This is a genomic window from Roseibium sp. MB-4 (assembly GCF_053005265.1).
In genome coordinates, this window is sequence record NZ_JBRKQB010000001.1 from 223,814 (window position 1) to 249,596 (window position 25,783).

The 25,783-nt window shown below is 56.0% G+C and carries 28 protein-coding genes; 18 read left to right on the forward strand and 10 right to left on the reverse strand.

Annotated features, from left to right (window positions below; all coding sequences use genetic code 11):
* Positions 1–16 precede the first annotated feature (16 nt).
* Entirely contained in the window at positions 17–328 is a 312-nt protein-coding gene (locus tag ACVDG4_RS01150; RefSeq protein ID WP_306148399.1) for a DMT family transporter, read from the reverse strand.
* Between the two features lie 154 nt (positions 329–482).
* Between ACVDG4_RS01150 and speB the strand changes: the two genes are divergently transcribed.
* From speB to ACVDG4_RS01190, 8 genes are all read left to right on the forward strand, one after another.
* Positions 483–1,460: an agmatinase gene (speB, locus tag ACVDG4_RS01155; RefSeq protein WP_422023031.1), complete on the forward strand. Its 978-nt coding sequence runs from the start codon at positions 483–485 to the stop codon at positions 1,458–1,460.
* On the forward strand, positions 1,457–1,843 hold the full coding sequence (locus tag ACVDG4_RS01160; RefSeq protein ID WP_447233715.1) for a cupin domain-containing protein: 387 nt from the start codon (positions 1,457–1,459) through the stop codon (positions 1,841–1,843). The genes speB and ACVDG4_RS01160 overlap by 4 nt, the downstream gene beginning before the upstream one ends.
* 170 nt (positions 1,844–2,013) lie before the next feature.
* Entirely contained in the window at positions 2,014–2,970 is a 957-nt protein-coding gene (locus tag ACVDG4_RS01165) for a TAXI family TRAP transporter solute-binding subunit (protein ID WP_395174229.1), read from the forward strand.
* Positions 2,971–3,032: 62 nt separating this feature from the next.
* Positions 3,033–4,820, forward strand: coding sequence for a TRAP transporter permease (locus ACVDG4_RS01170; RefSeq protein ID WP_447233716.1), 1,788 nt, complete (start codon positions 3,033–3,035; stop codon positions 4,818–4,820).
* A gap of 35 nt (positions 4,821–4,855) precedes the next feature.
* The gene (locus ACVDG4_RS01175) at positions 4,856–5,290 is read left to right on the forward strand and encodes a hypothetical protein (protein ID WP_447233717.1); all 435 of its coding nucleotides are present in this window, start codon (positions 4,856–4,858) and stop codon (positions 5,288–5,290) included.
* Positions 5,291–5,321: 31 nt separating this feature from the next.
* Positions 5,322–5,726, forward strand: coding sequence for an ACT domain-containing protein (locus ACVDG4_RS01180; protein WP_055671536.1), 405 nt, complete (start codon positions 5,322–5,324; stop codon positions 5,724–5,726).
* Between the two features lie 147 nt (positions 5,727–5,873).
* Positions 5,874–6,722 (forward strand): adenylate/guanylate cyclase domain-containing protein, encoded by an 849-nt coding sequence (locus tag ACVDG4_RS01185; protein WP_447233718.1) that lies wholly within the window; start codon positions 5,874–5,876, stop codon positions 6,720–6,722.
* Between the two features lie 189 nt (positions 6,723–6,911).
* Positions 6,912–7,526 (forward strand): ATP-dependent Clp protease proteolytic subunit, encoded by a 615-nt coding sequence (locus tag ACVDG4_RS01190; protein WP_209174977.1) that lies wholly within the window; start codon positions 6,912–6,914, stop codon positions 7,524–7,526.
* Between the two features lie 63 nt (positions 7,527–7,589).
* Here ACVDG4_RS01190 and ACVDG4_RS01195 read toward each other — a convergent pair whose 3' ends face one another.
* Entirely contained in the window at positions 7,590–7,994 is a 405-nt protein-coding gene (locus ACVDG4_RS01195; RefSeq protein ID WP_447233719.1) for a globin family protein, read from the reverse strand.
* A 107-nt stretch (positions 7,995–8,101) separates the two neighbouring features.
* Here ACVDG4_RS01195 and ACVDG4_RS01200 point away from each other — a divergent pair, with 107 nt between their 5' ends.
* The 3 genes from ACVDG4_RS01200 to ACVDG4_RS01210 all read left to right on the forward strand — a co-directional run bounded on the left by ACVDG4_RS01200 (position 8,102) and on the right by ACVDG4_RS01210 (position 11,084).
* On the forward strand, positions 8,102–8,929 hold the full coding sequence (locus ACVDG4_RS01200) for an aldo/keto reductase (RefSeq protein ID WP_447233720.1): 828 nt from the start codon (positions 8,102–8,104) through the stop codon (positions 8,927–8,929).
* Between the two features lie 9 nt (positions 8,930–8,938).
* On the forward strand, positions 8,939–9,745 hold the full coding sequence (locus tag ACVDG4_RS01205; protein ID WP_447233721.1) for a YdcF family protein: 807 nt from the start codon (positions 8,939–8,941) through the stop codon (positions 9,743–9,745).
* 91 nt (positions 9,746–9,836) lie between these two features.
* Positions 9,837–11,084: an adenylate/guanylate cyclase domain-containing protein gene (locus ACVDG4_RS01210; RefSeq protein ID WP_447233722.1), complete on the forward strand. Its 1,248-nt coding sequence runs from the start codon at positions 9,837–9,839 to the stop codon at positions 11,082–11,084.
* Here the strand turns inward: ACVDG4_RS01210 and ACVDG4_RS01215 are convergent.
* The gene (locus ACVDG4_RS01215; protein WP_447233723.1) at positions 10,970–11,725 is read right to left on the reverse strand and encodes a DUF599 domain-containing protein; all 756 of its coding nucleotides are present in this window, start codon (positions 11,723–11,725) and stop codon (positions 10,970–10,972) included. The two genes, ACVDG4_RS01210 and ACVDG4_RS01215, sit on opposite strands and share 115 nt — an antisense overlap.
* Before the next feature lie 417 nt (positions 11,726–12,142).
* Here ACVDG4_RS01215 and ACVDG4_RS01220 point away from each other — a divergent pair, with 417 nt between their 5' ends.
* Complete coding sequence (locus tag ACVDG4_RS01220) at positions 12,143–12,265, forward strand: hypothetical protein (RefSeq protein WP_286189900.1); 123 nt, start codon at positions 12,143–12,145, stop codon at positions 12,263–12,265.
* 101 nt (positions 12,266–12,366) lie between these two features.
* Here the strand turns inward: ACVDG4_RS01220 and ACVDG4_RS01225 are convergent, their stop codons facing one another.
* Positions 12,367–12,912 (reverse strand): hypothetical protein, encoded by a 546-nt coding sequence (locus ACVDG4_RS01225; RefSeq protein ID WP_447233724.1) that lies wholly within the window; start codon positions 12,910–12,912, stop codon positions 12,367–12,369.
* 84 nt (positions 12,913–12,996) lie between these two features.
* Positions 12,997–13,881, reverse strand: a complete 885-nt coding sequence (locus tag ACVDG4_RS01230; RefSeq protein ID WP_447233725.1) for an SDR family oxidoreductase — start codon at positions 13,879–13,881, stop codon at positions 12,997–12,999.
* Between the two features lie 121 nt (positions 13,882–14,002).
* On the opposite strand from ACVDG4_RS01230, the gene ACVDG4_RS01235 reads away from it, so the two are divergent.
* From ACVDG4_RS01235 to ACVDG4_RS01245, 3 genes are all read left to right on the forward strand, one after another.
* Complete coding sequence (locus ACVDG4_RS01235) at positions 14,003–14,437, forward strand: DUF1489 family protein (RefSeq protein WP_447233726.1); 435 nt, start codon at positions 14,003–14,005, stop codon at positions 14,435–14,437.
* Positions 14,438–14,556: 119 nt separating this feature from the next.
* On the forward strand, positions 14,557–15,276 hold the full coding sequence (locus ACVDG4_RS01240) for a vWA domain-containing protein (RefSeq protein WP_447235067.1): 720 nt from the start codon (positions 14,557–14,559) through the stop codon (positions 15,274–15,276).
* The gene (locus ACVDG4_RS01245; RefSeq protein WP_209178323.1) at positions 15,273–15,977 is read left to right on the forward strand and encodes a DnaJ domain-containing protein; all 705 of its coding nucleotides are present in this window, start codon (positions 15,273–15,275) and stop codon (positions 15,975–15,977) included. Before ACVDG4_RS01240 ends, ACVDG4_RS01245 begins: the two co-directional genes overlap by 4 nt.
* A 17-nt stretch (positions 15,978–15,994) precedes the next feature.
* Here ACVDG4_RS01245 and ACVDG4_RS01250 read toward each other — a convergent pair whose 3' ends face one another.
* Positions 15,995–17,668 carry a serine hydrolase gene (locus ACVDG4_RS01250; protein WP_447235068.1) on the reverse strand — a complete coding sequence of 558 codons (1,674 nt, stop codon included), beginning with the start codon at positions 17,666–17,668 and terminating at the stop codon, positions 15,995–15,997.
* Positions 17,669–18,414: 746 nt separating this feature from the next.
* Here ACVDG4_RS01250 and ACVDG4_RS01255 point away from each other — a divergent pair.
* The 3 genes from ACVDG4_RS01255 (at position 18,415) to clpA (ending at position 21,937) form a co-directional block, all read left to right on the forward strand.
* Positions 18,415–18,744 (forward strand): phasin family protein, encoded by a 330-nt coding sequence (locus ACVDG4_RS01255; RefSeq protein WP_209178783.1) that lies wholly within the window; start codon positions 18,415–18,417, stop codon positions 18,742–18,744.
* Positions 18,745–19,147: 403 nt separating this feature from the next.
* Entirely contained in the window at positions 19,148–19,480 is a 333-nt protein-coding gene (gene clpS, locus ACVDG4_RS01260) for an ATP-dependent Clp protease adapter ClpS (RefSeq protein ID WP_008195276.1), read from the forward strand.
* A gap of 12 nt (positions 19,481–19,492) precedes the next feature.
* Positions 19,493–21,937 carry an ATP-dependent Clp protease ATP-binding subunit ClpA gene (gene clpA, locus ACVDG4_RS01265; RefSeq protein ID WP_447233727.1) on the forward strand — a complete coding sequence of 815 codons (2,445 nt, stop codon included), beginning with the start codon at positions 19,493–19,495 and terminating at the stop codon, positions 21,935–21,937.
* A 74-nt stretch (positions 21,938–22,011) separates the two neighbouring features.
* Here clpA and ACVDG4_RS01270 read toward each other — a convergent pair whose 3' ends face one another.
* From ACVDG4_RS01270 to ACVDG4_RS01285, 4 genes are all read right to left on the reverse strand, one after another.
* Entirely contained in the window at positions 22,012–22,482 is a 471-nt protein-coding gene (locus tag ACVDG4_RS01270; RefSeq protein WP_447233728.1) for a DUF427 domain-containing protein, read from the reverse strand.
* 66 nt (positions 22,483–22,548) lie between these two features.
* The gene (locus ACVDG4_RS01275) at positions 22,549–23,490 is read right to left on the reverse strand and encodes an NAD(P)/FAD-dependent oxidoreductase (protein ID WP_447233729.1); all 942 of its coding nucleotides are present in this window, start codon (positions 23,488–23,490) and stop codon (positions 22,549–22,551) included.
* Positions 23,487–24,704, reverse strand: a complete 1,218-nt coding sequence (locus ACVDG4_RS01280) for an FAD-binding domain-containing protein (RefSeq protein ID WP_447233730.1) — start codon at positions 24,702–24,704, stop codon at positions 23,487–23,489. Before ACVDG4_RS01280 ends, ACVDG4_RS01275 begins: the two co-directional genes overlap by 4 nt.
* A 98-nt stretch (positions 24,705–24,802) precedes the next feature.
* Entirely contained in the window at positions 24,803–25,687 is an 885-nt protein-coding gene (locus tag ACVDG4_RS01285; RefSeq protein ID WP_447233731.1) for a LysR substrate-binding domain-containing protein, read from the reverse strand.
* Between the last annotated feature and the right edge of the window lie 96 nt (positions 25,688–25,783).

Consider the following 25,783-nt stretch of genomic DNA (forward strand, 5'->3'; position numbering starts at 1 on the left):
GTTGCTTGCGGTGTGATCAAGACAGTTTCATGGTCACCATGCCAGCGACGATCAGCAGTGCGGCGATCAAGCGTTGCGGGGTGATTGCTTCGCCAAGGATCCAGACACCGACAGCAAAAGCGCCAATCGCACCAATCCCGGTCCAGATCATGTAAGCCGTTCCGAGCGGCAAGCTGCGCATCGAAACGGCCAGCAGGCCGAAAGACCCGGCCATGGCCACTGCCATAATGAGGGTTGGCAAGAGGCGACTGAAGCCGTGCGACTGTTTCATCGCATACGCCCATATGATTTCCAAAAGGCCGGCCAATAACAACAAGACCCAAGCCATGTTTGTCTCCATGCTCGGGTCGTCCCGGATTGATTTTTAGGGAATACGCGGACGTCCGCGTGACTGACAGATAAGAAGTCCCTTGACGGGTTCAAGTCTGATTATGTTCAATCAGGCACCTTTTGCTCCAGCCGTCTCGCCTTGGGAGTTGTTCATGTCAGATCCGTTCTTTCAGCCCGTTTCCGGGTTCGACCTGCCGCGCTTTGCCGGTGTGCCGACATTCATGCGGCTGCCGCATGTCGAACTCGACAGCCCCCGGCTGGCAGACGTGCAGATCGGGCTGATCGGAGCGCCGTGGGACGGCGGCACGACCAACAGGCCGGGACCGCGCCACGGTCCGCGGCAGCTCCGGGATGCCTCGACAATGATCCGGGCTCAAAACGGGGACACCGGCGTCCGGCCGTTTGAACTGGTCAATTGCGCGGATCTTGGGGATGTCGGCCCCAACCCGGCAAGCGTCGACGACAGCCTGCACCGCATGACTGCGTTCTATGATGACGTTCTGGAAGCGGGTGTTGTACCGCTGACAGCGGGCGGCGATCACCTGTGTTCCCTGCCGATACTCCGAGCAATTGCAAACAAGCACGGCCCGGTTGGGATGATCCATTTCGACAGCCATACGGATCTGTTCAAGAGCTATTTCGGCGGCATGCAATACACCCACGGAACGCCCTTCCGGCGCGCAGTCGAGGAGGGGCTGCTGGACCCAAAACGGGTCGTGCAGATCGGAATCCGGGGCACGGCCTATGATTTTGAAGACCGCGACTTTGCCGAAAGTGTGGGCATTCGGGTGATTGCCATCGAGGAGTATTTCGCCCGCGGGGTGCAGGATGTCCTGGCGGAGGCAAAGGAGATCGCTGGTCAAGGCGCGACCTATGTCTCCTACGACATTGATTTTGTCGATCCGGCGTTTGCACCAGGCACCGGCACCCCGGAAGTGGGCGGGCCGAACTCGTTTGAAGCGCTGCAAGTCGCGCGCATGCTCGACGGGGTCAATATTGTCGGTGCGGATCTTGTTGAAGTGTCGCCACCATTCGATCAAAGCGGCGGAACGGCCTTCCTGGGTGTTTCGATCATGTTTGAACTCTTGTGCAATATGGCCTTGAACCTGAAAGGCCAGGAGGGCCAATGAAAACCACAACGTTGGCTGATAAGCCCGATGCCATGTCGCCTGCAGGTGCCGAGATCCGCTTCATCATGGATGGCGAGACCGGCAACATGATCCACAGCACTGTTCCATCCGGGCAGATCAACAAGGCAACGCGCCACAAAACGGTGAGTGAGTTCTGGCATGTGCTGGAGGGACGCGGTCAAATCTGGCGTGCCAGGGAAGGGCGTGAAGAGACGGTGGTTTTGGAAGCTGGAGTGTCCATCGACATTCCGGTTGGGACTGCGTTTCAATACCGCTGCGACAGCGAACAGCCGCTGAAATTCATTTGTATCTCCATGCCGCCATGGCCGGGAGACTCAGAAGCCGAGCCTGTCAAAGGAATTTGGGAGCCAACCATCGCCTGAACGGCCTTGGATTGCCGGACAATCTCCGGCTTAGGCTTCTGAAGTTTGTTGGACGTTTTACGGTCAAGCTGATCCGGTTTGAACAACCGACGTACCATTTCTGCTTGTAATAGCATTGCGCCTTGGGTGCGCTCCCAATAACGTTGTCCAAAATCATAGGGAGCGAACGCATGAAATCCGGTCTTTTGAAACTGGCCATTGGCCTGTCCTTGTCGTTTGGTGCCGTTCAAGCACAAGCGGAAACGCGCATCACTTACAAGTCGGCGAAATCCACCTCGTCCTACTACCAAATGGGCGTTCAGATCGCAGAAGCGGTCAAGGAAGGCAGCAATGGAGACATCATCGTCACCGTTGAAGAAAGCCAGGGCTCTGTTCAAAACGTGATGGAAGCCCGCGCGCGCGGCGGAGACTATGTCTTCACGACGCCACCGGTGCTCGTGAGGCTTGCCCAGGGCGGCAAAGCCATGTTCGAGGGCAAGGGCGATCCGAAATTTGACGAGATCCGCGCCCTTTTTCCGATTCCGTCGCTGACCATGCACTTTGTTATGTCTGAAAACAGCGGTGTGACCGATTTTGCAGGTATGGAAGGCAAAACCATCTTGCTCGGCAAAGGCTCTTTTGGGGCACGTGAAGGTGAGAAATACCTCAAGCTCTTCGGCCTGGAAGGCAAGGTCGATCTTGCCGAGGTGGAGCTGTCCAACGCGGTTGCAGCGCTGAAGAATGGCCAAATCGATGGATTTGTAACCGCCGGGTCCTGGCCGGCACCGAACGTTATTGAAGCAGCTGCATCGACTGGAGTGAATGTCATTTCATTGTCTGATGATCAGATCGCGCAATCCAAGCGGGCCAAGCTGGTCATTCCGGCCGGCACCTATGCCGGACAGAACGAAGACATCACCACAACATCCTTGCCTGTGGTTGCCTTCACCACGACTGCGATGGACGACGACACGGCCTACGCCCTGACCAAGACCTTCTGGGAGCAGAAAGCGAAGATGGGTGAGGGCGCAGCTTGGTGGAACGGCGTTGACCAGGGCCTGATGGAAAATATCACCGGCAAAATCCATCCAGGTGCCGTCCGATACTACCAGGAAGCGGGCATCGATCTCACGGATGCTCAAAAGTAACTCAATCGTCTCCCGGTCCGGCGCTCATTTGGCGCCGGATCTCTCTTTTTTGAACAGTTTCCATGATCAGCACTGACACCCCGACGTCGCCTGTCTGGCGATCCCTCATGCTTTGCCTTGCCGTTGTCCTCGTGGTGTTTCACCTCGGACTGATCTTTTCCGGCCTGGTGCCGAACCTTGTCAGTCGGCCGCTGCACCTTGCTTTAGCCTTGCCATGGATCTTCCTGTTCGTTGAAGGTGGACTGCTCAAGCGTGCAAGCGGCTTTGTGCTTTGTGTCCTCGGTGTCGCTGCATGCCTTTGGGTGGCAATCAATCAGGACATGTTGTCCGATCAATACGGCTTTCTGGAAGGCTCTTTTCAGTATTGGCTGGCGGCACTTCTTTTGATCGTGGTTTTGGAAGGTGCTCGCCGTGCCATCGGCTGGCCTCTGCCGATTGTGGCAGCGCTCGCGCTGGCTTACGGATTGTTCGGCCAGCATATTCCCGGTGAATTCGGGCATTCCGGAACACCGCTGGCCAGCTTTCTTGGAACCCTCACCATCGCCGAAGGCGGTATCTGGGGCAGCCTGACCGGGGTGTCGGTCAATGTGGTTGCGATCTTTGTGATCTTCGGCGCGGTCTTGAATGCCGGGGAAGCGGGCCAAGGCTTCATGAATCTGGCAGCCGCCGCCGCGGGCCGTCTCAAGGGCGGTGCGGCGAAGGTGTCCGTTCTGTCTTCGGCCCTCTTTGGGTCCATCTCCGGTTCGGCTTCGGCGAATGTTGCTTCAACCGGCGCAATCACACTGCCGGCGATGACCCGGCTGGGATATCCAAAACGTCTGGCTGGCGCTGTTGAGGCTGTTGCGTCTTCTGGTGGCCAGATCATGCCGCCGCTGATGGGGGCAGGCGCTTTTGTCATGGTCGAACTGACCCGGGTGCCGTACACGCAGATCATGATGGCCGCGCTGTTGCCGGCGATCCTCTACTTTTTCGCGGTCTGGATCGGGATCAACGCCTATGCCCGTCATCATGATCTGAAAGCCGTTGCGAAGGAGGATCAGCCACCGGTCCGCCAGGTGCTCATCACCTCGGCTTTCTTCATGGTGCCGTTTGCGGTGCTGCTTTACGGAATGTTTGGCGCGAAATACACACCGCAATATGCGGCCTGCCTCGCCATTCTGGCAGGCTTTGTCCTTCTGTTTTTCACTGCAAAGGGTGTGCCTTCGGGCAAGGAGATCCTTGGACGGTTGGAAAGCGCCTTTTTAAATGCAGCGCGCCAAGTCTCCGTCATCGCCTCGATCATCATCTGCGCCTCGATCATCATCGGTGTTCTCGCGATTACCGGGCTCGGTGTAAAAATCACCTCGCTGATCCTTTCCGGGTCTGGGGGGTACTTGTGGCCGGCGCTATTGCTGACAGCCATTGCCTGTCTGGTTCTGGGCATGGAAGTTCCAACGACGGCAGCGTATGTCATCTGTGTGTCTGTTGCGGGACCAGCGCTCATCGAGCAGGGCCTTGAGCCGCTTCAGGCGCATTTGTTTGTGTTCTGGTTCGCGCTGATTTCTACCATCACGCCCCCAGTCTGTGGGGCGGTTTTCATTGCAGCCGGGATGATCGGCGAAAACTGGCTGAAAGTGGCCTTCACGGCGATGGCGCTGGGCATCGGGCTCTACGTCATTCCCTTGGCGATGATCGCCAACCCGTCGGTGATTGCCTTGTCGGAAACGCCAACTTTCGCGCTGTTGGCTGCAGCCAAGATAGGTCTCGGTCTCGCCCTGATTTCCTTTGGCGTGATCGGGTTTACAAAGCCGCTGCAGAAACTCTTGGCCATCGGCAGTGGTCTTCTTGTTGTGTTTCTTGCGGGTGTTTAGTCTCGGGCTTTGGAAGTCTATGTCAGGGGAAACAGTTGACCGCACATGAAGATTTTGCCCTCTGGCGGATAATGAAAGGGTATTTTTATGGATGCGTCACAGCAGCAATAGTTTTGTTGATTTTCCTATTATTGCTATCTGGCTATTTCTCAGAGGCAATTGACCGGCCCACTGGTTCGATATCCGCAGTCTTCATGGTGACACTTGTTTTGGTTTTCTTTGCTTACGCGCTGAGTATTTTGCCCGTCACTTTTATTCTCATAACAGCGGAGATATTTCACATACGACAATTGATCTTTTACACGTTGTCCGGCGCAGTTATAGGTTTTGGGGTCACCAGAGTGATAGACGATCAGGTGTATACCCTGTTTGATCTTGTGTCGTTTATGAGCTCCGGTGCGCTCGCCGGTTTGGTTTACTGGCATATTGCAGGCCGGGATGCGGGGCGGGGAAGATGGCCGCGTTTCTAGAACTTCAGTTAACTGATAGAAATGAACAATCATGACCGGTGAGACCGACCTTCAAAACTTGATCTCCCATATGCGGCCGATGCTTGATCCCGAGCCCTATGTGTTTTGCACGTTCGCGACCAAGAGCCTGGTTGAACTCGCCGAGTACGAACCGATCGGTCTTTTTTCCGAAACGGAAGGCATGACGGCCATTCTCCCGCTGGAACGGGCACGTGAGCTCGGACTGGCAGAGGCAGAATGGTTTCGCAGGATCACACTGACAGTGCATTCGTCGCTTGAAGCAGTTGGATTGACGGCAGCCGTTGCCAAAGCCTTGGCGGAGCAAGGCATCCCGGCCAACGTGGTAGCGGCGTTTTTTCACGACCATGTTTTTGTTCCTGAAGAACGGGCCGAAGATGCGCTGAACGCTTTGAGAACGCTGGCTGAAACGCAATAGGATATTGCGACCGGAACTCATCTGACGGTTGGCATTGCGACAATTGACAAAGGTTTTTCCTTGCAATTTGAGCCGAAGATTCCCATTCCTAACTAAGGTGCCGGTCACAAGTTTGTTATCGGGTGCCGGGCAATCAGGGGTGGATGGATGGAACGGGCGAAGCGCCGTTTGGCCGCGATCATGTGTGCAGATGTTGCACACTATTCCAGGCTCATGGAGCAGGATGAAGACGGCACGCTCAATCGCCTTAAAACCTACCGCAGCATCATGTCCTCCCTCACAGCCCGCCATAACGGGCGCATCGTCAATACATGGGGCGATGCGGTCATCGTGGAGTTTTCTTCCGTAATTGAGGCGGTCCAATGCGCCGTCGAAATCCAGAACGAGCTGTCTCATAAGAACGCTGAGTTGCCGGACGCGACCCGCATGGAGTTCCGGATCGGGTTGAACCTCGGCGATATCATGATTGAGGGCGATGACATCTATGGTGATGGCGTGAACGTCGCCGCACGCCTGCAGGAACTGGCGCCAAAGGGCGGCATTATGCTGTCGCAGTCGGTTTACGACCAGGTCCGCACAAAACTGGCGCTCGGTTTCGAACCCCTTGGTCCAAAGCAGGTCAAGAACGTCTCCGAGCCAGTGCAGACTTTCTCTGTGCGCTTGGGCGGCCGGAATTCTCCTGAGACCGCTGGATCTAATGAGGACGATTTGCAGGACACTGCTGAACCCAACAGTCGTGGCAATTGGGAAAAAGACACGCAGGCGGTGGCGAACGGATTTGAACAGGCGCGCCGGTGGATCCGGTCTCAACCGAGGCGGGTCCAGTCCTGTGTTTTCATGATTGGGTTCTTCTTCGTCCTCAATTTGCTGACGTCGGGGCTGTCGACTCTGTGGTTTGTCTGGCCGTCTTTGCCATTTGGGATGATGCTGGCCTGGCATCTGATCACGGGGCGTCGGGGCGACAAACTCCCCATTCATCCACACCGGCCGGATTGAAAAGCGTCTTTGTGAGCATATGTTGCCGGTCTGATAACTCTTTTCGGCTTAAGAACGCTGACAAGATTTGCGAGAGCGCAGCTCTTCGCTTACACATGGGACAAACCGGTTCGGCTCGGCGCGCTGACCAGACCGGAAAGAACCGCCGGGCATGACCGGCACAACAGCCAAGGGAGCTAAATCCTGCGCATGAAAAACTATTCGACCACGGTGCCTGCACGCCTCGACGATGACGACGAGGACAAGTCCAAAGCCCAACCGTCGATCCAGGTCGACAAGCATCTGTTCGAAGCGCGCACCGTCCTGATTACAGGTCCGGTGACCCAGGACATGGCCCGTGATGTGTGCGCCCGCCTTCTGGCGCTGGCACAGGTTTCCAATGACCCGATCACTGTCATTGTGTCGTCTCCAGGCGGCCATGTTGAATCAGGTGACATGATCCACGACACCATCAAGTTCATTTCTCCGGAAGTTCGTATTCTCGGCATGGGCTGGGTCGCAAGTGCCGGTGCCTTGATCTACGTTTCTGTGCCGAAGGAGCTGCGCTTCTGCACGCCGAACACGCGCTTCTTGTTGCATCAACCGTCCGGTGGCGCCGGCGGCATGGCAACGGACATCGAGATCCAGGCCAAGGAAATCATCAAGATGCGCGACCGTCTGAACAAGATCTTCGCGGATGCCACCGGGCAGCCGATCGAGCGTATCGAAAAAGACACTGATCGTGATTACTGGATGAGCCCGGACGAGGGCATTGACTATGGTCTCGTCGGGAAAGTCGTGACCAGCGTTAACGAACTCGGTTGATCCCTTCAGTCTTTCAACAAAGAGCGCCGGTGATGGAAGTCGCCGGCGTTTTTGTTTGTGGCGTCAGGCACGCAGTTGATGGTTGTCCACGGAATAGACCAGAACAGGAGCCGTGGGCCTTGGTGCAAGAACATGTGGCCGCAGACGCTCCATGAGCGAACGCAGTTCCGCTTCGCCTTCTTCGTTTAGGTCATCGTGAAGCAATACCGCCACGAGGTGGTCTACGAAACGGCCATAAACATCGTCGCAATCGCAAAGCGGTGAGAGAAGGTCGGTCACAGGCTTACCGTCATAGAACGGGGAACCGCCGAAAAGAAATACCAGGAACTCGCAAAAGTCTCCCGACGCATCAAACTCACCGCGCAGCGGTGCAAGATCGAAACAGGGATCGGACTCCAGTCGGTCTTTGAGCGGGGGAATGGCAGCCAAGACTGCCTTTCTGCCACCAATTTTCATATACAATGTCATATCATTGTCTCCGGCCATCTTTGCAAACGTTCCGGGAAGTTTGCCCCTGTTCGTCGGCGGTGGCTGTGACTGTCATCACAGCTGTTTCATCCATGGAAGAATTTACAATGATTTTCAGATCTGTTCGTGACGTATCGATCCCGGCGATTGGGTTGGGCACCTGGGATTTGCGTGGGCCACAATGCTCCCAGACTGTGTCATTTGCTTTACAGAACGGTTACAGCCATGTGGATACGGCGGCCTATTATGAAAACGAATCTGAGGTCGGCGATGGAATTCGCGCCTCTGGTATGAACCGCTCGGACCTCTTTCTAACGACCAAGGTCTGGTGGGATCAACTCGCCGCTGATGCATTCAGAACATCGGCGGAGACAAGTCTCCGCAAGCTTCAAACCGATTATGTCGACCTTCTGCTTGTCCATTGGCCAAACCCGGATGTACCGTTGGCTGAAACCATCGGCGCCTTGGTGGAAGCCAAAACCCGCGGTCTTGCAAGGTCGATTGGTGTGTCCAATTTCCCATCCGCTCTGTTGCGGCAGGCGCAGGATCTTGCCGGTGGCCAGCTGGTGACCAATCAGGTTGAGTATCATCCCTTCTTGAGCCAACGAACGCTCTTGCAGACGACACAGGATCTTGGAATGGCGCTGACCGCGTATTGTCCGATCGTCAAAGGGCGGGTTGATCAGGAAGGCTTGTTCCGCGACTTGGCTGAAAAGTACGGCAAGTCGCCGGTTCAGATCGCATTGCGATGGCATGTGCAGCAGCCGAACGTCATCGCCATCCCAAAGAGCAGCAATCCGGATCGGCTGAAAGCCAACATTGATGTTTTTGATTTCGAGCTTAACAGCGGCGAAATGGCGCAAATTTCCGCCCTGGGAAGTCCTGACGGCCGATTGATCAACGCCGCCTGGGGGCCTGTCTGGGATCCGGAGTAATAGAAGTAGATGTTCTTTTATCTTTCCAAGATTGCCGCGTTTTTTATTCAGCCGTCCAATTTCCTGATCGCGCTGGTGGTGTTCGGTTTGGGGATGTCGATGGGGAAGCAGCTTCAAAAGTGGGGACGGCGGTTCATTTGGGTTGGTGCAATTGGCCTCGTCATTTGCGGGTTTTCTCCGGCAGCAAACTTGTTGATCCAGCTGTTGGAGGACAGGTTTTCAAGGCCGGCTGAGCTCGTGTCTTATGACGGCGTCATCATTCTGGGCGGTGCAGTCGATACGGTGGTCACGGGCGCACGCGGTGAGACGGCTTTGACCGTTTCCGGGGAACGGCTGACCATTGCTGCCCGGCTTGCCAAGCTGCTCCCTGAAGCGTTGATCATTCATACTGGCGGCCAGGGAACAATCATCACGGGGCAGGCGACGGAATCCGAAGGAGCATCGCGCCTGTTTGACGATTTTGGTATCGCTTCAGAACGCATCGTTTTGGAAGACGAATCCCGTAACACCTGGGAGAACGCTGTTTTGACGAAAGAGCTGGTCGATCCAAAGCCGGGACAGACTTGGCTTTTGGTTACCTCAGCGTACCATATGCCCCGGTCCATGGGGGTTTTTGAAGCTGCCGGATGGAGCGGCGTGACGGCCTATCCTGTCGACTACCGAACCCGTGGCGGTGCGGATTGGGGACTTGGCTTTGATGGTGCGTCCAAGGGATTGCGGCGCGTCGACATTGGCGTTCGGGAGTGGATCGGTTTGGCGGTTTATTGGCTCACCGGCCGAAGCAGTGCCTTGTTTCCGGGCCCGGTGAATTCTTAACCAGTTTAAAGTTTCCGCAAAACACCACTTTTATTCTCCGGTTAAGAGACCCATATGCCAATCATCTCATTTGAAAAGTAGGGGCGGGCAGATGGTCCTCGAAGCGCCGCTAGTCGCGGCAGATGTGGTGCAATGGCTCTACAGCGATGCACCCCAGCTGGACGGCACTCTTGAAATCGTTAGTGAACTTGCGCAGCGGCTGCGGGCGGGTGGCGTGCCGGTCGATCGTGCGACAACTGGTATCTGGATCGTTCATCCGAACGTCCGGGCGGAAGGTTCGATTTGGGACAGCGAAGGCACACGTGAGCTGCGGCGCTATGTGCCGGGCGAAGACGCTGATGCCAATTATGAGAGCAGCCCGATCAAGCGTGTTCATGAAACAAAACAGCCGGTTCGGGTCGATATCGCTAACTGTGCCGGCACCGACGATGATTTTCCGGTTTGCCAGGAACTCCGTGAAGAAGGCTACACCGATTACATCGCTCTGCCGATGCCATTCTCCGATGGCTCTGTGAAGGTTGCGACCTTTGCGACGAAGGCCCCCAAAGGCTTTTCTGGCGCGAACCTGAGTGTTTTCGATTCGATCATGCGGCCGTTGGCCTTGGTGTGCGAACTCAAAACGCTGCGTCGCACTGCTGAAACCGTGCTCGATACGTATGTCGGTCCGCGCGCCGGCCTGAAGGTTCTGGATGGAACGACGCGGCGCGGTGAGGGCGAGTGGATCAAAGCCGTGATCAGCTTTGCCGACATCCGCGGCTTTACCCGTCTGTCCAATAGTCTGCCTGCCAACAAACTCGTTCTCTTCCTCAACAAGTACTTCGGTGCGATGACCGAAGCCGTTGAGGCTCACGGCGGTGAGGTGCTGAAGTTTATCGGCGACGAGGTGATGGCCATTTTCCCGTATGAAACGGAAGAGGAAGCAAAGTCAGCTGCGTATAATGCCTTGTTGGCTGCACGGGACACGCTGAAGAAGATCGGAGAGATCAATCAGCAGAAAACCTGCATGGTGACACCGGACATGAGCGTCGGGATCGCCTTGCATGCCGGCGATGTTTTCTACGGCAATGTCGGCAGCGAAACGCGTCTCGATTTCACGGTTGTCGGACCAGCCGTCAATCTCGCCGCGCGCATTGCAGAACTGGCCAAGGACCTCGGCCGCGAAGTGCTCGTGTCTGACAATGTTGCGGGCCTGATGGGCTGCCGCTCAGGACTGTTTGGCAGTTATCATGTGAAGGGATTTGATGATCCGGTGTTGGTGTATTCTCCCAATTTGACGTCTGGAGAAAAGTTCGACAACTGCCCGGACATTACGGTCGCGCGGGCTTTCGAAGAAAACTGACGCCGCAGGAGCACCAAAAACACGGCAACGGTCAGGATCGCGAAGGCGATCGGGCCGGCAAACCATCCCAGAAATCCGATGGCGAAGAAGAGCGCGCGCTGGCCTCTATTGAAGTGGCGTCCAGCAAGGACGTTTAGCTCACCCGCTTTTCCGGCAATTTCACGAATGGCGTCCGGGTCGCCCTGGCTGCGTTCCGGAACAGCCCCCATGACGATGCTGGCGTAGTTGAAGAGTCGATACGCCCAGCCAAATTTGAAGAAGCTGTAAGCGAAAATCAGCATCAGCCCCAACACCTTGATCTCCCAGAGAGCACGGCTGTCGGAGACCGGGATGGAGAGGTCGCCAGCGACTTGAAGAATACGATCGGTCGCATCCAGAAGGGCAAAGCTGCCCCCGATCGCCAGCAAGGCCGTTGATGCAAAAAAGGCTGTGCCTTGCTGCAAGCCGGACAGGATCGCGGTGTCCATAATCCGGACTTCGCGGGTTGACATGGTCAGCATCCAGTTCCGGCGCTGGGTTTCCATCGCATATGACAGGGTTTTCTTGCGCAGCGGACCCAGATCAATCAGCAGGTTGAAACCGAGCCAAGCCACCAGGAACAGGCCGGCAGCGGCATAATCGAGTTGGGATAGGGCGTGCATAGAAGTCCGTATGGTCTTGAGAGCGATTAACTTGGAACCTGCGCATCTTATCGGGAACGTCAGCCCAGCATAAGCGGTGAAGGGAAAAATCCAGAGGCAACTGCAACGGACGTGCGGATAGGCGGGAAAAGGGCCCCAAATCAGCTGCCGTGTTTGCCCTGGAATCGGACGTAAATGAGGCTGAGATCTTACGTTTACGGCAAGCTGATCAAACTATGTGCAAGTGCTCTCCAAGCCGTAAGTTGCTCAAACTAAAACAAAAAAACGGCAATGTGAAAATTGCAAATCTGATGCCGGATTTTTGCACTTGCGAACAAGTAAGGGATCGTTTACCACCTCGCCTCACTAGCGCCATATTTGCAGCCGGAAGCGGCTTGCAATGCTTAGAAACGACATAGGGATTTTATGGACGAAAACGTGCAGAAATCTTGCTGGAGCGTGACACTTTGGACAGTTGGTGCCGTTGGCATCGCACTCGCCATGGTTCTCTTGTTCAACGACGTTGACAACGCCCAACAAGCCGTCGCCATCGCCAAATAAGCCTGAGGGCGCACGAAACACAAAAGCCGTAGCGATCGCTGCGGCTTTTTTGCTTTTTGGCCGTCCGACTGGGCGGTGAAACGGTCAAGTTCTTATGGTGTTCAATTCAATACGGGGGCTGGAACATTCGCTTTTGGGTCTGGGCGGTTTGGCGGTCCTGAGACTTTGCGCAGCTCCATCTGGCGCACCACCGTACTATTTCCCGGATGGCTGATCAAAAAGCCGCTGTAAGCATTCTCGCGCAACGGCAAAAGCACGAGCTTAACTTGGCCCTGACCAGGCCATGCGACATTCGCTCCCCAGGCTCGCACTTGCTCTGGCGACGTGTGAGGGCTCAGATCCAGAATGTCCCTGGCATCCAGCAACGACGTTTTGCCTGCATTCCAACTGAGACCAGCGAGCCCGTTCTCAACTTCGAAAAGCTCGATTTCCGTTTCATTGACCGTCAAGACCAGATTGCCCGAAGCATTTCTTTGAAGCGTCAGTTCGCCTGTCTCAAGATCGGACGTGAGTGGCGCACGGTTGCCGTCCCGCTCAACAAAGCCTGCCGTGTCGATGACATGAAACTTCCCAAGCGGCTCCGTGGTATCTGCCAGAACAGTACCTGAGAGCATCCAAATCAGGACGAGCGAGAGGAAAAGCGGCAAAGTCGATCATCCGGTCCGTTAGTGGTCCCCGAAGGCTACCGGACGGATATTGATAAAGTCTTCGCGCACATTGTGAGGCCACAGTTACCTGGAGAGCGTGACCACAAGATCTTCAATCGTGGAGTGTTCCGGAGACCAGGAAAGAAGCCGTTTTGCGTGGGTGTTGTCTGCCGATTGGGTAAGCGCGTACCCAGCCGCCCAGTCTTGGTCGGGGTCAACACCGTTCGGTGCCTGCTGCGTGACGATGTCCAGGGGCTTGCCGTGACGGGCTGAGATATGGCTTGCAAGATGGTCGACGGAGACGCCGGAGATACCACTGCCTATAACGGACATTCGGAACCGGGTCTGACGCAACACAAGTGCATAAAGCCGGGCAAGATCGGATACTTCAACCAGTGGCCATGACGTATCAGTGGAAGCCCTTGTTTCAAACCTCCCACTCTCTTTCAAGGCAGCCGTCATCTCTGCAACCGGACCAAAATCTGGTCCGCACACGAGGGCAGGGTGGACCACGGAAAGCGCAAGGTCTGTCCCTGTAGAGAGCGTCTTGATGGTCTCTGTCATGAACCGAAAGGCTGGCAGCGGTGAAAACGGGGTCTTCTCACTGAGCATGTCTCCCACCTTGCAGGGCGGATACAGCCAAATCCCACCGGTATAAACAACCTTCAGCGGTTGTTTGCGATGCCGAGCCGCTTTTTTCATCTCCAGCATGGCGATCCGGTCGACCTTGCCCATGTCGGGTGAGAAGGTCGCTCCGAGATGCACGACAGCATCGCATGCGGTTGCCCGCTCGACCCAGGTGGACGGATCCCGCAGGTCGCCGGGATAAGCTGAGGCGCCGAGGCGGCGCAGTTTTTCCGAAGATTGATCGGACCTGGAAAGACCGATGATCTGGCAGCCGTCCTCGACGAGCCGTTTGATCACTGCCGAGCCGATCCCGCCCGTGCCACCTGTAACGAATACATCCATTGTACGAGATGACCGGTTTCGCGCTTCAAGCGCAAGAGTGGGAGCCCTTGTTATAATCACTATCCACCGCTGCAGACGGTCGCTCTCTTGACCTTGCTTTGTTAACTGATAGGTCAGTTTCATGACCTTGCATCTTGTGAAACTCTGTGTGGGGGCCGATAGCGTCGAGAGCCTTCAGGCTTGGATCGACTTTCGCGTCGAGCAGGCGCGGGCGGCCGGGCTTGGCGCGCGCACCACCCATACTACGCGTATGGTGCCGACCCGGCGTGACGAGCTGCTGGATGGCGGATCGCTCTATTGGGTCATCAAGGGAAAAATCCAGGCACGTCAACATCTCCTGGATATTCGGCCATTTACCGACGATGCAGGAGTTAAACGCTGCGACCTGGTGCTGGAGCCGCGGTTGATCCTCACACAATATCAGCCAAAACGGCCGTTCCAGGGGTGGCGCTATCTAAAGGCCGAAGATGCACCAAAGGATATTCGTGCCGGTGGAGATGTTCAGAACATGCCGGACAGCATGCGGCGGGATCTCACCGAGCTCTGTCTCATTTGATTGCAAACCGCCTGCGGCAATTGCAGCAAAAGCGTTGACGTAGGCGGTGTCAAGAACCAAGTTCGGGTTGTGAGCGGCAGGATAAGGGACACTCAGTCTTGGCAAAGACACGGGACAGCATGAACACACCGGCGAAACGGCAGGATCAGACTGTCCGTTCGACTGAGGCTGATGTGTCCGCTTTTCTCGACAAGGTGAAGTCAGCTCCGCGCCCAGCACCGGGTACATCCGGCCGGCTGATCTTCGCGCTCGATGCAACAATGAGCCGGCAACCTACATGGGACACAGCTTGTCAGCTGCAGGGCGAAATGTTTCAGGAAGCGGCTTCGATTGGCAGCCTGAAGATCAAACTGGTTTACTTCCGCGGCTTTGGCGAGTGCCGCGCTTCGCGTTGGTTTGAAACTGGGCAAGAGCTCGCCGGTGTGATGAGCCGGATAACCTGTCAGGGCGGTCATACTCAGATCCGTAAAGTGCTTTCAGCTGCGATCAGCGCGGCGGAAAAAGAGAAAATTGCGGCGGTTGTTTATGTCGGCGACTGTATGGAAGAAAACGTCGACACCTTATGTGACAAGGCGGGGCAACTCGGCCTTCTGGGTGTACCGGTGTTCCTTTTCCAAGAAGGCCGGGATCCGGTAGCAGAGAGTGCGTTCCGCGAAATCGCCCGCTTGACCAACGGAGCTTATTGTCCGTTTGATGCCGGTGCTGCGCGTCAACTCTCCGAGCTCTTGAAGGCAGTTGCTGTTTTCGCCAGCGGTGGGCACAAGGCACTGACTGCATTTGAAAAGAAGGGCGGGCAGGGCGCCCGATTGTTGTTGGAGCAACTCAAGCCGTCATCATGATCTATTTGCTTCTCGGCCTTGTGCTGCTTGTCGTTTTCATTGCCATGATGCGGCAGTTCGTTCAGGCCAACCCGGCCAGGCTCGCGCAGTCTATCCGCACCTATGGCGGTATCCTGTTGATGATACTTGCGGGCGTTTTTGCCGTAACCGGACGGTTTGCACTGGCAATCCCGGCTTTTGGGTTTGGGGTGTCGCTACTTGGATTGGCCGGACTGCGAAACTTGTCGGGCTACAATCCTCAAAAAACTGCCGGGCAGCAGTCTCAGGTCCGTTCTGCCATGGTCGAAATGGAATTGGACCATGACACGGGTGCTTTATCGGGAACGGTCCTCGCCGGCAGTTTTCAGGGCCGTCGGCTGGATGACCTGACAGATGATGAGCTGCAGACCTTTTGGCAGGAAGCTCATCAGGACGATCAAAGCCTGAAGTTAGTCGAAGCTTATCTCGACCGCAGGCTTGCCGGTTGGCGTGAAGACTTCGAGGCGGATGCCACAGATCGGGAGAGAAGCGCGTCGAGCTCGGGCCCCATGACAGATGAGGAGGCCTACCAGATCCTGGGGCTTTCGCCCGATGCCGGGGACGCGGAAATCCGAGCCGCGCACCGCAGGCTTATGATGCGGGTCCATCCCGACCAAGGAGGCTCCGGTTTCCTCGCGGCGAAAATCAACGAGGCGAAAGACACGCTTCTCAGAAGACATTAACGACATCCGTTACTCAATTACTCATAGATGGCGAAGCAGGCGAATTTCGCCTTTTTCAAGGTACGGCAAGCCCGACGGGCTGCAGATTTGTTGTCGAACCCGGCAAAACGGGCGCGGTAGAGGGTCGTGCCATTGGCTTCGACTGGCTCTGTGAAAGGTGTGCGGTTGTTCAAGGCATTGCCGGTCCGGGCTTCAGCTCTCTGAAGAAGGGCCATAGCCTGGGCTTCAGTTTCGGCGGCAGCAATTTGCACCTGCCAGCCAGAGACCGCGATAGCAGGTTCGGCGGTGTCGACGTCAACGCGTTCATTTTCGTCAGCATCGCCCTGCGCCAGTTCTTCTGAAGATGCGTCGATCTTTTGCGACAACGACGCAGTCTGCGTTGCACCGACTTCGGCCGCCGGGATGACTTCAATGGCTTCAGTTGCGACAGTGCGTACCGGGATCGGAGCGCTTGGCGCCTGCTCGTCATTACGGACCGGCAGATCGATACCCGCCTGCTGGCGCGCCGCCTGAAGTAGAGCCGTCTTTGAAATGGACTGTGTCGTGATCGACGCATCCGGGCTGGTTCTCGGGATCGGGGGCAGAGATGTCGCGACCGCGAATGTGTCGTTGAAGCGGGACTTCACGGCCTTCGGCGGGATCGGAACTTCATTGCCAAAGCCTGGAACCGGTGCTGGAGCCGGGGCAGGGACCTGATTGGCCGCCAGCGCGTCTTCCGGAAGTTTTACCGGTGCGTAGGCACTTGCAAGCACGACCGGCGCGCCAGTCGCAGGCGGTGCAATTCCACCGCCCGGCTTATTTGCCGGTAGCGGCGGTTCCTTTAAGGATGCCGCGTCAAAAGCGAAAACGGGACCAGCCGACGCGATCAGCGGCGCTGTCCGCGGACCTCTGCTCGCCTTGTGCAGATACCGTCCGATCAGGTCAGTCATATGAGCATTCCGGCGTGCGCCGGTGCGGCCACCCATGACAACTGCAACAATGTGCCGGTTGTCGCGTTTGACCGATGTCACCAAGTTGAACCCGGACGCCCGGATGTAACCGGTCTTGATCCCGTCGACACCGCGGACGGTTCCAAGAAGCCGGTTGTGATTGCGCAAAGGGCGGCCTTTGTACTTGTAGACCCGCGTGTTGAAGAGTTTGTAGTACTCCGGAAACCGCTCCTGGATCGCACGGCCCAAGGTCGCCATATCGCGCGCGGTGGTCCGCTGTTTGGAGTTTGGCAAACCATGCGCGTTGCGGAAGGTTGTCTTGGACATGCCGAGCTGGCGGGCTGTCCGGGTCATCCGTCTGGCAAATGCGGATTCGGAACCGGAGATGTTTTCCGCAACGGTGGTTGCCACATCATTGGCTGATTTGGTGACCAGCGAACCAATCGCATCTTTCACAGAAATGGTGCTGCCCGGTTTCAAGCCGAGTTTCGACGGCACTTCAGCAGCAGCGTTTTTTGAGACTTTCAAACGGCTGGACATGGAAAGCCGACCCGCCTCAAGCTCTTCGAAGATGATGTACGTGGTCATAATCTTCGTCAGCGAGGCCGGGAACCGGTAGGCGTCCGCATTGGCCGCATAAAGGGTCTTGCCGGTCTTGGCATCCACGACGATGCCAGCATATTTCGGATTGGCCGAAGCCACGGTTGGGGCGCAGAGCACAAGAGTGCCGACGACAAGCATCTTGCCAAAACGGCCAATCATTCGCGCAGAGCGTGAAGAACGCATACCTAACACTGTTACTTTTCCCAATTCGGGTCACGCGTTTCTGTTTGTGGACGGGGATGATCGGCCAGCCCCAGGCCGTTCATTCGAGCCGTCCGCGAAGTTCAGGTGCTATTTGATGGAATCACGGTTACGAATGTGTAAAGGAGATACCAGAAAAACACTTAAAAAATTTGTTTTTTGTTATGGTTAATCAAGTGTAAATGTTATTTTTGGCGGGTGTGAATTTTCATTTATTGTATACATTGATTTATTTGGTCAGTTATTTTTGATTATAACTGTCGAATATCAATTAGTATTTTCTTGATTAGAATATTTAGGGAGTGTGTAGGTGGTTTTCTTATTTTATACTTTGGATTTGAATAATTTTTCGATTTATCAGGTTTCTTAAACTCGGGCTGCGGCCTCAGTTGAGCCGTTTTGCTGCGATGCGGTGTATTTGCTACAGAGCGCCGGTTGCGCATGTGTGGAGACGGGGCGAGCATTGGCCGTCAAAAGGGAGCGCTCAACCTCGCAACCTTTAGCGGGCTGGGGATTTGCTTTTCGGGATTTACTTAAGTTATTCGCGTTAAAGTTGTTTTTGCATTGCAAAATCACCTTGACAGAAATTGTGCAGCGCATTATGAAGCTTGCGTTAGGTAAAGCGATAAGCGCGCCGGACAGTCCAGACGGGTCACAGTAGATGGCACTGGCAACCGGCTCGCCGGAGAAGGGCAAACGACATGATGAACAACTTCGATGAAATCCAGAAAATGAGCAAAGACAGCATGGACATGGCCATGGAATCATTCGGCTCTATGAGCAAAGGATTTCAGGCAATTGCTGCTGAGGTTGCTGATTATCAGAAGAAATCCTTCGAAGAAGGCACTGCTGCTGTTGAGAAATTGGTCGCCTCCAAGTCCCTGGACACCGCATTTGAAGCCCAGGCTGACTATGTGAAGACTTCCTACGAAAGCTTTGTTGGCGAAATGACAAAGATCGGTGAAATGGTCACGGATCTGTCCAAGGACGCCTACAAGCCGTACGAAGGCATCATCGGCAAATTCGGCAAGTAAGTTGCCAACGCCGGGCCCTTGCCCGGATTGAGTTTTTTGAAAACCCGGTCGGTGACGGCCGGGTTTTTGTGTTTTTGCGATTTACCCAATTATTCTTTTTTCCCGGTCGTGGTGAGAGCGCCGGTCGATTTTCGCTCAAAGCACGGTCTTTTAATCGGATTTTAGAGACCTACATCCGTAATTGACAACATGCTGATGCATCCGGGATGGCAAATGCCCAGATGTTGATGAAATCGACCATTGCGAAAGTGCCTCGGGCGCGGCAGGATTACATATCCAAAGGCCGGATATCCGGCGGAATGTAACCTGCGTAAGATAAGGCCCGGACCAGCTCTGAATGCTAAGCGGGCCTATTGGAAATGAGACGGTTAGGGCTGGAGTGACACAGACGAGTGTAACGGAAATGACTGCGGGACCTGATTATGACAAGGACGGTGGCGACGCCGGAACGGTTGTTGTCACCCGGACGAAAACAGTCACTAAGCGGCCAAACCTGTATCGCGTGCTGCTTTTGAATGATGATTATACGCCGATGGAATTCGTGATCCATGTGGTGGAGAGCTTCTTTCAAAAGAACCGTGAGGAAGCCACGCGCATTATGCTGCACGTGCATCATCACGGCGTTGGGGAATGTGGGATTTACACCTATGAAGTTGCCGAGACCAAGGTGACCCAGGTGATGGATTTCGCGCGCCGGCACCAGCATCCCCTGCAATGCGTCATGGAAAAAAAGTGAGGACTTACACACGTGCCTTCTTTCTCGCGCAGTCTTGAAAAAGCCCTCCACCAAGCCTTGGCGCTCGCCAATGAGCGCCAGCAGGAATATGCCACGCTAGAGCATCTTCTTTTGGCTTTGCTGGACGATCAGGACGCGGCCGCAGTCATGCGGGCTTGCAACGTGGATCTCGATACGATCCGCCAGAACCTGATCGAATATATCGAAACCGAACTCGACAATCTTGTCACCGACAGTGACGAGGACGCCAAGCCGACTGCCGGCTTCCAGCGTGTGATCCAGCGCGCTGTAATTCATGTGCAGTCGTCAGGGCGCGAAGAGGTGACCGGGGCAAACGTGCTTGTGGCGATTTTTGCCGAGCGTGAAAGCCACGCAGCCTACTTCCTGCAAGACCAGGACATGACCCGTTACGACGCGGTCAACTACATTTCCCACGGGATCGCGAAGCGTCCTGGCATGTCGGAGACCCGGCCGGTTGAGGGCGCGGAAGAAGAGGACGTGCTTTCCGGCAATGATGCTGAGAAAAAGCCAACACAGAAAACCGACGCTCTGGAAGCTTACTGCGTCAACCTCAATGAGAAGGCGGAGAAGGGCAAGATCGATCCGTTGATCGGGCGGGACGACGAAATCCAGCGGACAATTCAGATTCTGTGCCGCCGGTCCAAGAACAATCCGTTGTTCGTGGGTGACCCAGGTGTGGGCAAGACGGCAATTGCGGAAGGTTTGGCCCACCGCATCGTCAATGCCGATGTTCCCGAAGTTCTTCAGGATGCCACGATTTTCTCACTCGACATGGGCGCGCTGCTTGCGGGTACGCGCTACCGCGGTGATTTCGAAGAACGCCTGAAGCAGGTGGTCAAGGAAATCGAGGACTATCCGGGTGCGGTGATGTTCATCGATGAGATCCATACGGTCATCGGTGCGGGTGCCACATCAGGCGGGGCAATGGATGCTTCCAACCTCCTGAAGCCGGCGCTGGCATCCGGTGCGATCCGCTGCATCGGGTCAACGACATACAAGGAATACCGCCAGTTCTTTGAAAAGGACCGGGCACTCGTGCGCCGGTTCCAGAAGATCGATGTCAACGAGCCGACCATTCCGGACGCCATCGACATTCTGAAGGGCCTTAAGCCGTATTTCGAAGACTTCCATAAGGTGCGGTACACGAACGATGCCATCAAGACGGCGGTCGAGCTGTCGGCGAAGTACATTGCCGACCGGAAACTGCCGGACAAGGCTATCGACGTTTTGGATGAGACCGGGGCGAGCCAGATGCTGGTTCCGGAAAACCGCCGCCGTAAAACCATCGGCGTTAAGGAAATCGAGAACACCATCGCAACGATGGCGCGAATTCCACCGAAGTCGGTCTCCAAAGACGATGCTGAGGTTCTGGAAAACCTTGGCAAGGATCTGAAGCGTGTCGTTTACGGTCAGGACAATGCCATTGAAACACTGGCATCCGCGATCAAGCTGGCCCGTGCCGGATTGCGCGAGCCGGACAAGCCGATCGGGTCTTACCTGTTCTCAGGTCCGACCGGCGTCGGTAAGACCGAGGTCGCGCGCCAGCTCGCATCGTCGTTGGGCGTGGAGCTGATCCGCTTCGATATGTCGGAGTACATGGAGCGGCATACGGTGTCCCGCCTGATCGGCGCGCCTCCAGGTTATGTTGGCTTTGACCAGGGTGGTTTGCTCACCGATGGTGTCGACCAGCATCCGCACTGTGTTTTGCTCTTGGATGAAATCGAAAAGGCCCATCCGGACCTCTTCAACATCCTTCTGCAGGTGATGGATCACGGCAAGCTGACCGATCACAACGGCAAGCAGGTGGACTTCCGCAATGTCATCCTCATCATGACCACCAACGCAGGCGCGGCCGATATGGCCAAAATGCCGGTGGGCTTCAACCGCATCAAGCGGGAAGGAGACGATCAGGAAGCCATCAACAAGCTGTTCACCCCGGAGTTCCGCAACCGTCTGGATGCGATCATTCCTTTCGGCAATCTGCCGGTCGAAGTTGTTTACAAGGTCGTCGAAAAGTTCGTCATGCAGCTGGAAGTCCAGCTTGCAGACCGGAACGTCACCTTCGAACTTGGCGACGACGCCGTCAAATGGCTCGCCGACAAAGGATACGACAGTCAGATGGGAGCCCGGCCACTTGGCCGGATCATCCAAGAGCACATCAAGCGGCCGTTGGCTGACGAAGTGCTGTTCGGCAAGCTCAAAAAGGGCGGCATGGTCAAGGTCTCGGTCTCCGAGGACGGCAACGGTCTGCTCTTGGAGAGCGTTGAAGAACGCGCCACACCACCAAAGGCAAAGCCGAAAGCGGCTACCAAGGCAAAGCCAAAGCGCAAGCGCAAACCGGCGGCTAAGGCAGCAGCTACCAAGGCCTCAAAGCCAACCGATAAAGGTGGTTCGTCCAAGAAAAGCCTTGTTCCAAAAGTTCCGCTTGCGGACTGAAGATATTGAAATCAAATGTAAACGGGCGCCCGCATGGCGCCCGTTTTCGTTAGTGGAAAGTCGCTCGGATCCGGTTACCAGTGTTCAGTCCCCGGGGCACCTTTCGGCATTCCTTGAAGGTTCGGGGTCAGCCAGCCACCGTAGAATTTTCCCGCTTGTGGATCGACGCGCTCTGAACCCACCTGGCAAAGATCCATTTTCCCGGGGTAGAACGCGAGGTGGTCCTTGAGCGCCTGAAATTCGGGCGTTGGCCGCGAATAGCACCATGCGGCGGCCCTTGCCGTCCGGGTGCCGGCTGACACATCGAAATAGGTGGCGGCGCCTTTCCACTCACATAGGGTGGATTGCGGGAGGCGGCGCAAATGAGCTTTCACATCCTCCGGGGGAATGTAATAGGTCGGCGGGTGATGGGTTTCGAGGACCCGCAGGGCCCGCGTGGTATCAACGATCTCCACGGACCCCAAAACTATCAGAATTCGCTGCGGCACCGGTTCGACAATCGGTGGCCGTGGATAGGATTGGACGTTTTCAATCGGCAAATCCATGCTTGCTGCCTCTCTCGTTTTGGGAATGGGTTCGGTTTGATCGGTGTATACGTTGAAAACGCTGCGTCACAGATCGTTGAGAAGGGCTTCCGCGATTGCAGTGCCGCTTTGAAACGCGGCTTCTACACGGGCGTCGAGGCACCAGTCACCGCCCAGGAAAAGCGTTTTGGATGCGTTTGAAAGAAACGGTTGTCCGAGCGGAGTACCGACCTTGGCATAGCGCCACCGGTGTGCATCGGCATGAACCACTTTACCCCGGTCAAGGTCTAGGGTCTTGCAAAGCTCACTCAACATCAGGTCAGCCGCGACAGCTTTGTCGAGTTCCAGATGGTCTTCTGTCCAGTGGGAACTTGCCTGGGCCACAAATGCATTACGGCCGGGGCGCCCTGGCTTGGTTTTCTCATTCGCGATCCAGGCCAGCGGGGCGTCCGGGTCGCGGTGGGAAGCCGGTAGAGCGTCAACCTCATCGTCAAAGGCAGCCATCAAGGTCCAGCATGGTAAGAGACTGACATGGACGATCTGTTTTGAGAGCGGGTGGCCGGTGCCGAGTAGAGCCATGGTCTGCGGGGCAGGGGCGGTGATGATCAATCGATCGAAGACAAGCGTTTCTTTATCGATTTCCAAAAACCAGTGGCCCTCGGTTTCGGTGACCGAACGCACTTGTGCTTGCCGGCGGATGTCGAGGTCACTGGCCAAGGCTTTTGCAAGCGCGTTCATGGAGGGGACGCCGACAAAGCCAGTCCGCTCGCCCATGTCCCATTCACCGGCGGCATCAACGGACATGAGGCTTTCGATCAGTTTCTGAAATTCCTCAGTCTTTGCTATGATGTATTGCGCGCCATGATCAAACTGAAGACCATTGTCGGCCCGCCGGGTCGCAAGACGCCCGCCAATTCCGCGGCCTTTGTCAAGAATCACAGGCGTGTGCCCGGCATCTTTGAGTGTTCGGGCGCAAGAGAGCCCTGTCATGCCGGCCCCAATGATGCCGATGCGAACGGGTTCTGTCATGCGATCTCCAGTCGATTGAGGATGTTTGGAATCTCCTTTTTCACCTTGAAGAAACCTGCCGTTGCATAGCGCCAGATCGCATCATCCCAAGGACGCCGGATTTCGGTCAGGGTGAGGCCATGGTTTTCGAGCTTCGGCCGGGATGCGTCCAGCCAGTCCTTGAGCGGTCCGGCCGGGACATAGGGCATGACGATCTGCTTGGCTCCGGCTTCTGCCGCCCACTCAATGATTGGGGTCGGCGAAGCGGTGTTCAACCTTGTCGCCGCCTGTCCAATCCGTTGTGCAGCATCTTCTAAAGCTCCTGCTTCGAACGACCGAATGTGGTCTGGAACAGGCCGTGGTGATTTCAGGTCACTTGATGTCAGCGTCGCGGTTGCAACGAGTTCGATGCCGTCCGGGATCAGTGTCTCCGGCAGACAATCGTCCTCGGTGAGGAGGAGAGCCGTTGGCATGCCAGGTTCTGGCGCAGCAAAATCTCGTGTCGGTTGGGCGGACGGGAGCCCGTTCGGCTCGCTCCAATCAAGAGACGTCACCCCGGTTTCTAAGTCTGAACTTTCCGGCGCAAACCGACCACCTGTGAACTTCGCGATGTTCCATGCTTGGGCTTCGTAGGTCTTGCCGCGCGTATGCAGTCCGGCAACCCAGCGCCAGCTCAACGTGTTCGAGGCCGGGTCTCCGTCCAGCAAGTGGCGATAGAAAAAATCTGCGCCGATCCGCCATGGAAGCTTCAGAGTGAAGATCCAGATGGACGCAAACCACATACGTGCGTGGTTGTGCAGGTATCCAGTGTGGACGAGCTCATCCACCCATGCATCAAAGCAGTCGATCCCGGTTTGCCCGGCCTCCGCACGGGTCACTGCCTGACGCAGGCCGCTGTTTGTCTCCAGATCCTCCAGGTCGGCGACCAGACCTTGCCGATAAGATTCCCAGATCGCAGGGCGGCGTTCGAGCCAGCCTTTGAAATAGCCACGCCAGAACACCTCCTGAATAAACTTTTCAGCGCCATCAAGACCGTGGTTCTGCAGGGCTGCGGTCACAACTTCCTGCTCGCTGATTAACCTCCGGCGGATGAACGGCGACAAGCAGGAAACGGATGTGTGCTTGCCAGGGCCGCGATCATAGTTCCGCTGAGCTGCATAGGCCCGGCCCATCTGCAGTGTAAAATCGTCAAGGTGTTGGAGAGCTGCTTCGCGGGTCGGCGAAAAGATCGTCATATGGCAATGTCCAGCGCTGTTTTTTGCTTTGCTTACGCAAGGCGCACTGCTTTGGATGGCCCGAACGGACGTTAGAACGCTGCAAAACTGGACAGATTCTATGCCGACTGGTCTTTGCCAAACTCCCGGCAGATCCAATCAATAACCTTTTGCCGTGCTTCGCCAAATCGGACTGGATTCTCAGGATAAACAAGATGGTAGCCGCGTGTGCTGATGCGCTGATCGGGCTGGCGCCACAAACATGTCAATGCACCGTTTGTGAGTTGCCGTTGCACCAGAAGCTCTGGCACAAGGGCGACGCCTTGCCCCTCCAGCGCGGCATTGATGGCAAGGCTGGAATGGCTGAAGCTCAAGTAAGTGACGTCTTCTGGCAGCAGCTCTGTCCCAAGCACCTCTTCCCAAGAGGTGTGGCTGTCCAGAAGAATGCGCAGATGCGGTATATCCTGAATATTTTCTATTGTCTTTCGATCCTTGGTCAGCGTCGGCGATGCAACGGCTACCAGTCGAATTGGTGCAAGAAAATGGCTCTTGAGACCTGGAAAAGGTGGGCTGCCGATCCGAATGGCCAGGTCGACGCCGTCGCCTTTGAAGGTTGCCAGCCGCTCGGTGGCGAGAGTTGCGAGATCCAGTCCGAGGTTCTTGTCCAAAAAGCCGGGCAGGCGGGGAACAAGCCATTGCGCTGCGAAAGACGGTGGCAGACTGAGTGTGATGCGTGGGACCTTTTGGGATACATCGTTTATCGCCCGATCGATTTCATCGAGCCCGCGCCGGACTTGCGCGTGAAACCCTTCCGCCGGTGCGGTCAGCGCGAGACCGCGGGGAAGCCGGTCGAACAGCTGAACGCCAAGTTCATCCTCAAGAGCGCGAACCTGTTGGGCAACTGCCCCTTGTGTGAGGTTGAGCTCCTCTGCAGCCAGCCGGAAATTGAGGTGCCGGGCCGCAGCATCAAATGCTCTGAGTTTGTTGAGGCTGGGAGGACGCATCGCCGTTTCACCAAAGCAGTAGTTTTTCTACTGATTAGGTGCAGAAAGCATGATTGGTCAAGCGCATAGTCCGTTGCTAAAACTGCACCTAAAGGA